The 11497-nt window shown below is 69.9% G+C and carries 12 protein-coding genes and 2 pseudogenes; 4 read left to right on the top strand and 10 right to left on the bottom strand.

Annotation, left to right across the window (positions count from 1 at the left end; genetic code table 11):
• Window positions 1–181: pseudogene (locus tag AC1DXK_RS02675) on the top strand (IS256 family transposase); the annotation flags it as partial.
• On the opposite strand, the gene AC1DXK_RS02670 reads toward AC1DXK_RS02675, so the two are convergent.
• From AC1DXK_RS02670 to AC1DXK_RS02630, 9 genes and pseudogenes are all read right to left on the bottom strand, one after another.
• A complete protein-coding gene (locus tag AC1DXK_RS02670; RefSeq protein WP_456687119.1) occupies window positions 159–572 on the bottom strand; it encodes a hypothetical protein in 414 nt (137 codons plus the stop codon). The pseudogene AC1DXK_RS02675 and the gene AC1DXK_RS02670 overlap by 23 nt on opposite strands.
• Window positions 573–592: 20 nt before the next feature.
• A pseudogene (locus tag AC1DXK_RS02665) lies at window positions 593–1775 on the bottom strand (IS3 family transposase).
• 89 nt (window positions 1776–1864) lie between these two features.
• Window positions 1865–3619: a complex I subunit 5 family protein gene (locus tag AC1DXK_RS02660; RefSeq protein WP_477296743.1), complete on the bottom strand. Its 1755-nt coding sequence runs from the start codon at window positions 3617–3619 to the stop codon at window positions 1865–1867.
• Complete coding sequence (locus tag AC1DXK_RS02655; protein WP_457105774.1) at window positions 3616–4017, bottom strand: sodium:proton antiporter; 402 nt, start codon at window positions 4015–4017, stop codon at window positions 3616–3618. The genes AC1DXK_RS02660 and AC1DXK_RS02655 overlap by 4 nt, the downstream gene beginning before the upstream one ends.
• Window positions 4018–4019: 2 nt before the next feature.
• Complete coding sequence (locus AC1DXK_RS02650) at window positions 4020–4796, bottom strand: MnhB domain-containing protein (RefSeq protein ID WP_457105770.1); 777 nt, start codon at window positions 4794–4796, stop codon at window positions 4020–4022.
• Window positions 4793–5044, bottom strand: coding sequence for a Na(+)/H(+) antiporter subunit B (locus AC1DXK_RS02645; protein ID WP_457105769.1), 252 nt, complete (start codon window positions 5042–5044; stop codon window positions 4793–4795). The genes AC1DXK_RS02650 and AC1DXK_RS02645 overlap by 4 nt, the downstream gene beginning before the upstream one ends.
• A gap of 10 nt (window positions 5045–5054) precedes the next feature.
• The gene (locus AC1DXK_RS02640) at window positions 5055–5339 is read right to left on the bottom strand and encodes a monovalent cation/H(+) antiporter subunit G (RefSeq protein WP_457105768.1); all 285 of its coding nucleotides are present in this window, start codon (window positions 5337–5339) and stop codon (window positions 5055–5057) included.
• The gene (locus tag AC1DXK_RS02635) at window positions 5336–5587 is read right to left on the bottom strand and encodes a monovalent cation/H+ antiporter complex subunit F (protein ID WP_457105767.1); all 252 of its coding nucleotides are present in this window, start codon (window positions 5585–5587) and stop codon (window positions 5336–5338) included. The genes AC1DXK_RS02640 and AC1DXK_RS02635 overlap by 4 nt, the downstream gene beginning before the upstream one ends.
• The gene (locus AC1DXK_RS02630) at window positions 5584–6075 is read right to left on the bottom strand and encodes a hypothetical protein (protein ID WP_457105766.1); all 492 of its coding nucleotides are present in this window, start codon (window positions 6073–6075) and stop codon (window positions 5584–5586) included. The genes AC1DXK_RS02635 and AC1DXK_RS02630 overlap by 4 nt, the downstream gene beginning before the upstream one ends.
• 267 nt (window positions 6076–6342) lie before the next feature.
• Here AC1DXK_RS02630 and AC1DXK_RS02625 point away from each other — a divergent pair, with 267 nt between their 5' ends.
• From AC1DXK_RS02625 to AC1DXK_RS02615, 3 genes are all read left to right on the top strand, one after another.
• Window positions 6343–6912, top strand: coding sequence for an NUDIX domain-containing protein (locus AC1DXK_RS02625; RefSeq protein WP_457105765.1), 570 nt, complete (start codon window positions 6343–6345; stop codon window positions 6910–6912).
• Window positions 6913–7033: 121 nt separating this feature from the next.
• A complete protein-coding gene (locus AC1DXK_RS02620; protein ID WP_457105764.1) occupies window positions 7034–8752 on the top strand; it encodes an IlvD/Edd family dehydratase in 1719 nt (572 codons plus the stop codon).
• A 65-nt stretch (window positions 8753–8817) separates the two neighbouring features.
• A complete protein-coding gene (locus AC1DXK_RS02615) occupies window positions 8818–9987 on the top strand; it encodes an acetyl-CoA acetyltransferase (RefSeq protein WP_457105763.1) in 1170 nt (389 codons plus the stop codon).
• A gap of 184 nt (window positions 9988–10171) precedes the next feature.
• Here AC1DXK_RS02615 and AC1DXK_RS02610 read toward each other — a convergent pair whose 3' ends face one another.
• Window positions 10172–11464 carry an O-acetylhomoserine aminocarboxypropyltransferase/cysteine synthase family protein gene (locus tag AC1DXK_RS02610; protein WP_457105762.1) on the bottom strand — a complete coding sequence of 431 codons (1293 nt, stop codon included), beginning with the start codon at window positions 11462–11464 and terminating at the stop codon, window positions 10172–10174.
• Window positions 11465–11497 lie beyond the last annotated feature (33 nt).

Here is an 11497-nt window from a genome sequence, read left to right as displayed (position 1 = left end):
GCGCCGGGCCGTGCGCGCCCGCGGTCACTTCCCGACCGACGAGGCCGACCTGAAGCTGCTCTACCTGGTCTTGAACCGCTCCGAGAAGGCGTGGACGATGGCCTCGCCTGAGGTGGTCATGGCCAAGGCGCAGTTCGCCGTCATCTTCGGCGAGCGCTTCACAAGGGCCATGGCGGCCTGATGTTCAACACGCCGCCCCCACACGAAATTCCTGACACTCCCGGATCACAGTTCGTCCACTTCGATTCGGCGAGCTTCGCCCTCTCCGCCGCTAAGACCTTCTGCTCTTCAACATAGGCGGTGAGCTGCGCTTGGGCGACCGTGACGTCGCCGATCACGTTCTGGCTATTCGTCAGCACCCCGTTTCCGGAGCGCTTGCCGAGGTAGGCGAGCACCGGCGCGAAGATGCCGGAGCCGAGCAGCTTCACCAGGAATTCGCCGATGAGGGACAGGAACGGCATCAGCGCGCCGCCTCCGAGCACGTCCGCGAGATGCAAATCCTTATCACCCAAGCTGCCCTGGTTCAGTCGCGCGACGACATGCTGCGGAGCCTCACGAAAGCGCTGAAGCACGCGACTGGACTTGGTTCAGTTTAGTGGAGAGCGGTTTGGTGGGCGATGCCCCTYTCGAACTGGGTGGGGCTTGTGAAGCCGAGYGCCGAGTGACGGCGTCGGGGATTGTAGAAGCCATCGATGTGACGGGCCAGCGCGKCGAYRGCCTCGGCTCGCGTCTGGAACGCGGTGCGCCAGACCAACTCGCTCTTCAGCGTCTTGAAGARCGTCTCGACCATCGCGTTGTCAAAGCAATTTCCCTTRCYGGACATMGAGATCACGATGCCGCGGCCTCGTAGCTCCGCYTGRTACTCRTTCGARCAGTACTGACTGCTGCGGTCGGAATGATACAACAAACYTGGTCCGGTTTGTCGGACGACAAGGGCACGTCGCAACGCAGCCGGTGCAAGTTCCTTGTGAAGGCGATCGCCCACCGCCCAGCCCACGACCCGTCGGGAGTACAGATCGAGGACCACCGCCCGGTACAGCCAGCCCGGTACAGCCAGCCCTCCCGCGTCCAGACGTAGGAGATGTCCGCGCCCCACTTCCGATCCGGCCCCGCCGCCGTGAAGTCCTTGGCGCGCCGGTTGGGGGCGACTGGAAAGGCGTGACTGCTGTCGGTGGTCGACCGGAAACGGCGCGGCTGGCGGGCCTTGAGCCCGTTCTCCCGCATCAGCYGGGYCACGCGCCGCCGACGTGCCGCCCAACCCTGCTCGCGCAGCTCGTGKGTCATGGGCGGGCTGCCGTACGTCTCGTGCGAGAGCGTGAGGGCGGACCGGACGTGGGCAAGCAGCACGAGAGCCTCGCGCTGCCGCGTCGATGCCGGGCGGTTCTTCCAGSCGAAATAGCCGCTCGGGCTGACGGCGAGGACCTTGCACAGGCTCGCGACGGGGAAGTCCTTCYTCGCCGCGTCGATGASGCGGAATCTCATCGACTTCCCTCCTTGGCGAAAAAAGCTGTGGCCCGCTTCAGGATCTCCCGTTCCTGACGCAGCACCTCGTTCTCGCGCCGCAGGCGCTTGAGCTCGGCGGCCATGTCCTCCTGCCGATCGGCCGGCGGGTGATCCATCTCCCGCTCACGCCGGCCCTCGATCCAGGTGCGCAGCGTCGAGAGCCCAACGCCGAGATCGGCGGCCACCTCGCGGCGGGACCGCCCGCTCGTCTGCGCTCATCGCACCGCCTCAGCGCGAAACTCAGGGGTAAAGGTCTGCTTCCGGTCCGCCATCGGAAACCCCCTCCTTCAGGAAAAGAGCTCTCCACTTTCGCGGGGCAAGTCCAATCGCTCGAGGGCGCCAGGCCTCTCCGCGCGCGCCGTCACGCCATCGCCACCACGGCCGCCACCACCGCCAACCCGACCGCCAGCCACGTCGCATAGTCCCCGATCAGGCCGCTGTGCAGCACCTCCAGGGTGCGCGTCGGCGCCGATTGCGTGACGCTCACGGGACGGACCACGAAAGCCGGCAGCCTCCTCCGGAACAGACCGTACCCCGCGCCCGCCAGGGCGAGGACGACGGACGTCCACGGCAACCACGCCGGCCCCTCCGCAAGTGCCCCCGCCATCGGCCGGTGCATGAAGTCCGATGTCGCCCGCGGCAGGGCGTGCGCGATCAGGTCCGCCGGAAGCCCGACATCGAGGGCGAGCAGCACGCAGCAGGGTGCGAGCATGAGCCAGAGGGGCCGGTTGGCCTTCTCGAGCTCGTCCTCGCTCGGCGCCCCGGCCTCGTCGCCGGGATCCGGTCCGAGGCCGAGGAAGATACGGCCCGCAGCCCGGAGCACCGCCGCCCCGGTCAGCGCCGCGCCGACGGCACCGGCGGCCAGGGCGATTGCGTGCCCCTGCTGGATCAGAGCGCCCTGGACGAGGCGTGTCCCCTGGTCGAGGATCCCGATCGGCAGGCCGCAGAGAAGGAGCCCGGCCAGCCCCATGGCGATCCCGGCCGGCCCGATGCCGCGCCCGAGGCCGCGCAGGGCGATCTCGTCGATGCTCGCCCGGGTGGCCAGCAGGATCCCGGCGATCATGAACAGGGCGCCCTTCACCAGCCCGTGGCCGACCACGTAGACCAGCATCCCGCCCGTCCCACCCGCCGAGAGGGCACCGAGGGCGGTGAGCATGATCCCGGCATGCGAGATCGTCGAGAAAGCGAGCATCCGTTTCAGGTGGCGCTGCAGCAGGGCCATCCAGCCGCCAAGGAGAGCGGTGAAGCCGCCGAGGGCAGTGAGCAGCGCCGGCAGCGCATGCTGGACCTGTTCGGCCCCCCCGAACACGACGGCGCTGACCTTCGCGAGGCCGAACAGCCCGAGCGAGACCATCGAGCCGGAAAAGATGACCGAGACCGGGCTCGGCGCCACCGCGTGGGCGTCGGCGAGCCAGAACTGGAACGGCACGATCGCGCCCTTGATCATCAGCGCGACCGCCACGAGGCAGAAGGCACCGGCCACGACCGGGTCGCGGCCGGCGCGCGCCACCGCGGCCGCGATCCCGTCGAAATCCAGCGTGCCGGTCTGCGCGTAGATCAACCCGATGCCGCCGAGCATCAGGAATCCGGCGAGGCTGTTGACCACCGTGAAGTTGATGGCACCAGCGAGCGCGGATTCCGCCAAGTGGTAGGCCGTGAGCGCGAAGGCGGCGACGCTCATCACCTCGAACCACACGAACATGTTGAACATGTCCCGGGTGAAGCAGAACCCGACCATGGCGGCCAGGAACAGCAGCATCAGGATGTGGAAGTGCCCGTGGGTGCGGCCGAAGAAGCCCCAGGCGAACACGAAGGTGAGGGCATAGAGCAGGCCGATGAAGGCCGCGACCCAGCCGCTCACCGCGTCCACCGAGAAGCCGATCCCGAGATGGACGCCGTCGCGGGGCTCCCAGCCCCCGAACCAGTAGACGAGGGGACCGTCGGCGGCATTTGTGGCGATCACGCCGGACAGGATCGCGACGCCGAGCGCGGCGAGCGTCGCCAGGATATCGGCGAGGCGGCCCGGCAGCAGATGGGCGGTCGCCAGCATCGTGGCGCAGACCACGAGGGGAAGGGCGACCGGCAGCGGGAGGAGCGCGGCGGGGAAGGCGGTCACGGGGTGGTCCGCTGGCTTCCGTCCACCCGGCCCGCTTCCTTGCCGCCCGGGGAGGGGCCGCCGGCGCGCATCGGCCGGAGCTTCTCCGGATCCAGGCTGCCGCCGCGCTTGTAGGCCTGGATGGTCAGGACGAGGAGGAGGGCGGTCAGCGTCGCGCCGACGACGATATCGGTGAGCACCAGCGCCTGCATCACGGGATCGACGGCGGGCGTGCCCGGCGGATGGTCATAGAAGATCGGGGCGATGCTGCCCCACCGGTAGCCGAGGCCGAGCAGCAGCACGTAAGTCGCGGACTGGCAGACGCCGAGGCAGCCCACGAGGTGAATGAAGTTGCGGCTCGTGGCGATGCCGTAGAGGCCGACGCCGAACAGCCACGCGGCAACCGCGTAGGGCAGCATACTCACGCGGATTCCTCTCCGGGCTCTTCGGGTTCGTCCGCCGCGCGGGTCTCTTCCATGAATTCCAGGAAGAGCTGCGTGAAGCCGCCGGCCACCGCCAGGGCGACGCCGAGGTTCTCGACCAGCATCAGGCCGCCGGAGAACAGGTCGCGGAAGGTGCCGAGCGGCAGGACGTTCTGCATGAAGGCGGCGCCGGTGAGCATCGGCGCCAGCCCGCACAGGGCGAAGAGCAGCGCTCCGCCGCCCTCCAGGGCGTCGAGCCAATGGCTGCGGATGGCGTCCCGCCAGCCGGCGTAGCCCTCGCCGAGGTAGATCAGCAGGGTCCCGGAGGCGAGGATCACGCCCCCCTGGAAGCCACCGCCGGGGGTGACCGTCGCGTGCAGCACCACGTAGAGCCCGAAGAGCGCCGTCAGCGGGCCGGCGATCCGGCAGGCGAGCACCGTGGCCTCCGAGCGCGGGATCACGGCGCGGCCGGGCCGGTGGAGGGCGCGCTCCGTGTTGCCTTCGCCACGGCGGCCCCGCAGCAGGACGACGGTGCCGGTGATGGCGGCGAGGAGCATGAATTCCTCGCCGAGGGTGTCGAGGCCGCGCAGGTCGAAGTTGATCGCGCTCACCATATTGGCGACGTGGCGCGCCTCCGGGGTGATCGCGTTGATGCGTTCGCCGTATTGGGCGATCGTCGCGCCGAACGGCGGCAGGCCGGCGATGACCGCGGCGGCGCCGGGCAGCAGGACGAGGGCCGACAGCGCCAGCAGCGCGACGCGGAGGCGCGGACTCACGATTCCTCCTCGGGCGGCTGGTTCCGCACGGCCATGAGCGCCACGAGGAACAGGAGCGGCACCGCCGCCGAGCCCACCGCCAGCTCCGACAGGGCGACGTCGGGGGCCTGCAGCGCGTCGAACAGGATCGCCAGCACGAGCCCGTTGACCGCGATGGCGAAGACCTGCCGGGCCGGGTCGCGCACCAGCACCACCGCCGTGCCGGAGACGGCGGTGAACAGGAAGAGAAGCGGCAGGATGACGGTCATCGGAGCGCTCTCATGCCGAACGGCCCTCGCGCATCAGCAGGGCGCGGCCGGACACGTGCGACAGCACCGCGGCCCAGACGAGGAAGACCACCATCATCAGCAGGATCTTCAGCGACCGTCCCGAGATGCCGTCCGCCAGGAAGGCCGCCACGGTCACGAAACCCGAGGCCGCGACGTTGAGGAAGGCGAGGGCGTGAAGCCGGTCCAGCGCCCGGGGCAGGCGCCAGAGGGCGAGCGCTGCGAGCCACGTCGCAGCCACCGTCAGGCCGAGGAGCATGCCGATCACGACGCTCATATCCAGCGCTCCAGGAAAACCGCGAGCAGCATCGTGCCCGGCAGGTTGAGCAGGACCAGGGTGAGGGCGAGATCGGTGATCGAGGCTTGATCGGTGGCGAAGGCGAGCAGCGTCAGGATCAGGACCGTGATGCTGCCGGCGAGCTGGTAGGCGGCGAAGCGCTGGCCGGGGCGGCCCCGCCACGCCATCGCCGCTGCCAGGGCCAGCGGGGGCAGCAGCGCCAGGATGGCCGCCGTCCAAATCGTCATCGCGCCACGTCCTCAAGGGCATGCGTCGCCACCGTGCCGTGGGTACGGTCGAGGGTCAGCACGTAGCTGTCGGGGGCAAGGGCGGCGGCGAGCAGCCCGACGGCACGCGCAGCCGGTGCCGTGTCCCCGGTGGGCGCCGCCCAGTCCGTTTCGGAGACGCTGCGCTCGCGGGTGACTCCACCCTCGGCGGAACCGAGCGCGACCCTCGCCAGGTGGAGGCCGACCCGTGCGGTCTGGCGGGGCATCCCGAGGAGGGCCGGCCCCATCGGCCGAAGGGCCGCCCGGTCGAAGCGGAACCGCACGCCGCCGCGCCGCCCCACTCCCCACCACCAGACCGTTCCGAGGGTGGCACAGCCGACGGCCGCCAGCCCCTCGTTCAGGCTCACCGAACCCGCGAACACCATGTAGACCAGGGCGAGGGCAATCCAGATTCCGACGCCGTCACGCGTCGATCGCTCGTGGAGGCTGCTGATCGGTCCTGCCCGCATCGAACCTGCTCACATCGATCCAGATCGGAGCGCGGCCTCCGGAAGCGTGCCCGTGCGCATGCCCCAGAAAACGGAGCCGCGGGCGTCGGCGTTCCCGGAACCCGACGACACGGTTCCGTGTAAGGACCTCGGTACCCGCTCAATGCACGCGGTCTGAACCCGCGACACCAGCCTGATGCCGACGCAGCGCAGCTGCGGCCTCGAAAGGTCTCGGGCGCGGGTTGGATTTCGGCGATCGAGCAGACCTTGCAGGCACAGGGACAAGCGATGAAGGCCGAGATCCTCGACATCCGGTTCGTGCACGAGGGCTGGAGCCGCTTCGGGATCGCGCGGGTCCGCCTCGCCGACGGCGCGGTGGTCGAGCGGGAGATCGAGGATCACGGCAATTCGGTGGGGATCCTGCCCTACGATCCCGCACGAAAGGTCGCGACCCTGGTGCGCGAGCTGCGGGTGCCGCCCCTCTTCGCGGCGGGCGAGCAGGTCCAGCTCGAGGCGCCCGCCGGCCTGATCGACGACGGCAGTCCGGCGGACAACGCCCGCCGGGAGGTCCTCGAGGAGGTTGGCTTGCGTCTGCACGATCTGGAATTCGTCGGCGCCACCTATTCCTGCGCGAGCCTGACCACCGAGAAGATCCACCTCTACCTCGCGCCTTATGGCCAGGCCGACCGCGCGGAGGCGGGCGGAGGCGCCGAAGGCGAACACGAGAACATCCGCGTCGTCGAGATGCCGTTGGCCGACCTCGCCGCCCTGGCCGACCGGGCCGCGATCACGGACCTGAAAACGCTTACCCTGCTTCTGGCGCTGCGCGCGCGTCATCCTGAGCTGTTCCCCGCGTGAGAATCCGCTATCGCGTGATCGCTCAAGGGTTGCTTACTGCACTGGTGCTCGCCGGAGCCGCGTGGATCGCCTTCCACCTGCGCTGATGGTCGGCGGAGACCGGGCTTCAGGGATCGATGGCATGAGCGAAGACGCCGGACACACCGAACCGCACGGGCTCGACCGCGGCCTGACCAATTACGGCGATCGCGACTTCGCCCGCTACCTGCGCCGCTCCTTCGCCCGCTCGATGGGCCTCTCGCCGAGCCTGCTGAGCAAGCCGGTGGTCGGCATCGCCATGACGCCGTCGGGCTTCAACAACTGCCATCGGGGCATGCCCGAGCTGGTTGAGGCGGTCTCCCGCGGCGTGCTGGCGGCGGGCGCCCTGCCGCGGCCGTTCCCGACGGTGTCGCTCGGCGAGGTTTTCCTCAACCCCACCAGTATGATGTACCGCAACCTGATGGCCATGGACACGGAGGAGATGATCCAGGCCCAGCCGATGGATGCCGTCGTGCTGATCGGCGGCTGTGACAAGACCGTGCCGGCCCAGCTCATGGGCGCGGCTTCGGCCGGCCTGCCGGCGATCCAGCTCGTGACCGGCCCGATGTCCACCGGCCGCCACCGGGGCCAGCGGCTCGGCGCCTGCACCGATTGCCGCGGCTTCTGGGCGAAGTACCGGGCCGGCACCGTCGACGCGGAGGAGATCGCCGAGGTCGAGGGCCGGCTTTCCGTGACGGCCGGCACCTGCGCGGTGATGGGGACAGCCTCGACCATGGCGTGCATCGCCGAGGCGCTCGGCATGTCGCTGCCGGGCACGGCCGCGATCCCGGCGGTGCATTCCGACCGGCTGGTGGCCGCGGAAGAATCGGGGCGCGCGGCGGTCCGGCTGATCCAGTCGAAGATCGTGCCCTCCCAGGTCATCACCCGGAAGTCGGTGGAGAACGCCGTCCGGGTGCTGATGGCGGTCTCGGGCTCGACCAACGCCATCGTGCACCTCACGGCGATCGCCGGGCGGCTCGGCATCCGCATCCCCTACGCGCGCTTCAACGCGATCTCCGACGAGACGCCGGTGCTGGTCGACCTGAAGCCCGTGGGCGAGGGCTACATGGAGGATTTCCACGCGGCCGGCGGCATGGGGGCGCTGCTGCGCGAGTTGCGCCCGCTCCTCCACCTCGACACCGTCGACGTGGAAGGCAGGACGCTGGCCGAGCGGTTGGACGAGCCCGCGGGCTGGGTCGACCGTGCGGTGATCCGCGCCTTCGACAACCCGGTCTCGGCCGTGGGCGGGCTGGTGGCACTCACCGGCAACCTCGCCCCCGAAGGGGCCATCTTCAAGCGCGCGGCGGCGACCCCGGAGCTGTTCGAGTCCGAGGGCCGGGCGGTGGTGTTCACCGGCCTGGAGGACCTGAGCCGGCGGATCGACGACCCCGACCTCGACGTGGCGCCGGGCGACGTGCTGGTGCTGCAGAATGCCGGGCCGCACGCGGCCGGGATGCCGGAGGCCGGCTACCTGCCCATTCCCAAGAAGCTCGCACGGGCAGGGGTGAAGGACATGGTGCGCATTTCCGACGCAAGGATGTCCGGCACGGCCTTCGGCTCCATCGTGCTGCACATCGCCCCCGAATCCGCCATCGGCGGGCCGCTGGCCGCGGTGCGCGACGGCGACCGGATCCGCCTGTCGATCCGCGACAAGCGCATCGATCTGCTGGTCGAGGACGACGAGATCGCCCGCCGGCTCGCGGACCATCGGCCGCCGCCGGTCCCGAGCCGGGGCTACAAGGCGCTCTACCGCCGCACCGTCACCCAGGCCCCCGAGGGCTGCGACTTCGACTTCCTGATGGGGGAGGAGGGCGGGAACTGAAGCGTCCGGCTTGATCGCCGGCCTCGGCAGCCCCATCGTCCGGACAGGACTCGGGAGGTCACGGAATGACGCGCGCCTGCATCGTGGGTTGGGCTCACACCCCCTTCGGCAAGCTGGAGGAGCCGGATGTCGAGGGTCTGATCGCCCGGGTCTCGGGCGAGGCGCTGGCGCATGCCGGGGTCGAGGAGGCCCAGGTCGACGGCATCTACGTCGGCTCGATGAACACCGGCTTCTCGAAGCAGGGTTTCGAGGGGTCCCTCGTGGCGGTGAACCGGCCGGGCCTCGCCCATGCGCCGGCGACCCATTTGGAGAACGCCTGCGCCACCGGCTCGGCGGCGCTCTATGCCGCCCTCGACTTCGTCGACAGCGGCCGCGGCCGGATCGCCCTGGTGATCGGCGCCGAGAAGATGACGGCCAAGACCGTGACCGAGACCGGCGACATCCTGCTCGGCGCCTCCTACCGCAAGGAGGAGGCCGAGATTGAGGGCGGCTTCGCGGGCGTGTTCGGGCGGATCGCGGCGGGCTACTTCCAGCGCTACGGCGATCGCAGCGAGGAGCTAGCGCGGATCGCCGCCAAGAACCACCGCAACGGCGTCGGCAACCCCTACGCGCAGCTGCGCAAGGATCTCGGCTTCGATTTCTGCAACCGGGTCTCGGAGAAGAACCCCTACGTGGCGGCGCCCCTGCGGCGGACCGACTGTTCCCTGATCTCGGACGGGGCCGCGGCTCTGGTGGTGGCGGACGCCGAGACCGCCGAGGGGCTGGAGCGGGCGATCGGCTTCCGCGCCCGGGCGCACGTCAACGACATCCTGCCCCTGTCCCGCCGCGACCCGACGGAGTTCAAGGGCGCACGGCTCGCCTGGGAGAAGGCGCGCGCTCAGGCCGGGATCGGCAACGACGACCTCTCCTTCGTGGAGACCCACGATTGCTTCACCATCGCCGAGCTGATCGAGTACGAAGCGATGGGGCTCGCCGCCCCCGGCGAAGGCTACCGCGTGGTGCGCGAGGGTCTGGCCGAGAAGGGCGGCCGGCTGCCGATCAACCCGTCCGGCGGCCTTAAGGCCAAGGGCCATCCGGTGGGTGCCACCGGCGTCTCGATGCACGTGATGGCCTGCCTGCAGCTCATGGGGGAGGCCGGCGAGATGCAGGTGCCCGGGGCGGACCTCGCGGGGATCTTCAACATGGGCGGGGCGGCTGTCGCCAACTACGTGTCGATCCTGGAGCGGCGTCGCTGAGGGGGCGTTTGCAGCGGCGTCGAAGAGCTAAGTGAGTCTGACCGGTGGCGTCTTTGCGAGCGCAGCGAAGCAACCCAGTGACGCCATGCCGACCAGACGCGCGGTAATCTGGGTCGCTTCGCTGCGCTCGCGATGACGGAGCGGGCGGAGGAATGCACGCGCCCGTTGATCGCGGGTGCCCCGCTCAGCCCAGCTTGTCCAGCGCCTGAACGAGATCGGCGATCAGGTCGGCCTCGTTCTCCAGCCCGATCGACAGCCGCACGGTCTCCGGCCCCACCTGCGCGGCGGCCTTCTCGTGCTCCGGCAGTTGCCGGTGCGTGGTGGAGGACGGGTGGATGGCCAGCGATTTGATCTCGCCGATGTTCACGAGGTGCGAGATCAACTCCAGCCCGGCGATGAACGTGAGCGCGGCCTGCTCCCCGCCCTTCAACGCGAAGGTGAAGATCGAGCCCGGCCCGTTCGGTGTGTAGCGCCGTGCGAGGTCCTCCCCGGGCTGCCCCGGCAACCCCGGATAACTCACCCAGGCCACCGCCGGGTGGTCCTTGAGGAAAGCCGCCACCGCCCGGGCGTTGGCGCAGTGACGCTCCATCCGCAAGGGCAGCGTCTCGATGCCCATCAGCGTCAGGAACGCGTTCATGGGCGACAGGCCGGGGCCGAGGTCGCGCAGGCCGAAGAACCGGCAGGCCGCCGCGAACGGCGTCGCCGGGAAGGCCTCCGTCAGGACGAGACCGTCGTAATCCGGCCAGGGCTCGGTGATGAGGTTGTAGCCGCCGACCTTCGCCCAATCGAAGCGGCCGGCATCGCAGATCACGCCCCCGATGGTCTGGCCGGAGCCGCCCAGGAATTTCGAGGTCGAGTGCACGACGATGTCAGCGCCGTGCTCGATCGGCCGGATGAGCGCCGGGGAGGCGAGGGTGTTGTCCACTACCAGCGGCAGGTTGTGGCGGCGCGCCACCGCGGCGATGCCGGCGAGGTCCATCACGGAGGCGCAGGGGTTCACGATCGATTCGCAGACGATCGCCCGGCAGTCCGGCGTGATCGCCGCCTCGAAATCCTCCGGGGTCATGCCGCGGGCGAAATGCGGTTTCAGGTCGTAGCGGCCGTCGAGGCGCCGCATGAGGCCGAGCGAGCCGCCGAACAGGCGCGGAGAGGCGACATAGGCATCGCCGCTCTTCATCAGCGTCATGAGCACGAGCAGCATGGCCGACTGACCGGACGAGACGGCGACCGCCGCCTTCGCGCCTTCGAGGTCGGCGATACGCCGCTCCAGGGCCGCCACCGTCGGGTTGGAGCCGCGCGAATACGAGAAGCCGGTCCGGCGTCCGGCGAAGATGTCCGCCGCCTGCTCGGTGGAGTCGAACACGAAACCGTTGGTGAAATAGATCGGCTGGACCCGTGCACCCGTGGCGGGATCCGGCGCGGCACCGGCATGGATGGCCCGGGTCGCGAAGCGGTGCGGTCGGTTCTTGTCCGTCATGGCTCTCGGTCGGGTGTTGCAGGCCCGGACCGG

The sequence above is a fragment of the Methylobacterium sp. P3_A11 genome, assembly GCF_056403155.1.
This window is presented reverse-complemented; position numbering and strand designations above follow the sequence as displayed.

What these genes read in the sequence shown, in the direction of transcription:
- AC1DXK_RS02655 (WP_457105774.1), bottom strand. Translation starts at nt 4,017, where the DNA reads ATGCTGCCCTACGCGGTTGCCGCGTGGCTGTTCGGCGTCGGCCTCTAC.
- AC1DXK_RS02645 (WP_457105769.1), bottom strand. Translation starts at nt 5,044, where the DNA reads ATGACCGTCATCCTGCCGCTTCTCTTCCTGTTCACCGCCGTCTCCGGC.
- AC1DXK_RS02640 (WP_457105768.1), bottom strand. Translation starts at nt 5,339, where the DNA reads ATGAGCGTCGTGATCGGCATGCTCCTCGGCCTGACGGTGGCTGCGACG.
- AC1DXK_RS02635 (WP_457105767.1), bottom strand. Translation starts at nt 5,587, where the DNA reads ATGACGATTTGGACGGCGGCCATCCTGGCGCTGCTGCCCCCGCTGGCC.
- AC1DXK_RS02630 (WP_457105766.1), bottom strand. Translation starts at nt 6,075, where the DNA reads ATGCGGGCAGGACCGATCAGCAGCCTCCACGAGCGATCGACGCGTGAC.
- AC1DXK_RS02625 (WP_457105765.1), top strand. Translation starts at nt 6,343, where the DNA reads ATGAAGGCCGAGATCCTCGACATCCGGTTCGTGCACGAGGGCTGGAGC.
- AC1DXK_RS02620 (WP_457105764.1), top strand. Translation starts at nt 7,034, where the DNA reads ATGAGCGAAGACGCCGGACACACCGAACCGCACGGGCTCGACCGCGGC.
- AC1DXK_RS02615 (WP_457105763.1), top strand. Translation starts at nt 8,818, where the DNA reads ATGACGCGCGCCTGCATCGTGGGTTGGGCTCACACCCCCTTCGGCAAG.
- AC1DXK_RS02610 (WP_457105762.1), bottom strand. Translation starts at nt 11,464, where the DNA reads ATGACGGACAAGAACCGACCGCACCGCTTCGCGACCCGGGCCATCCAT.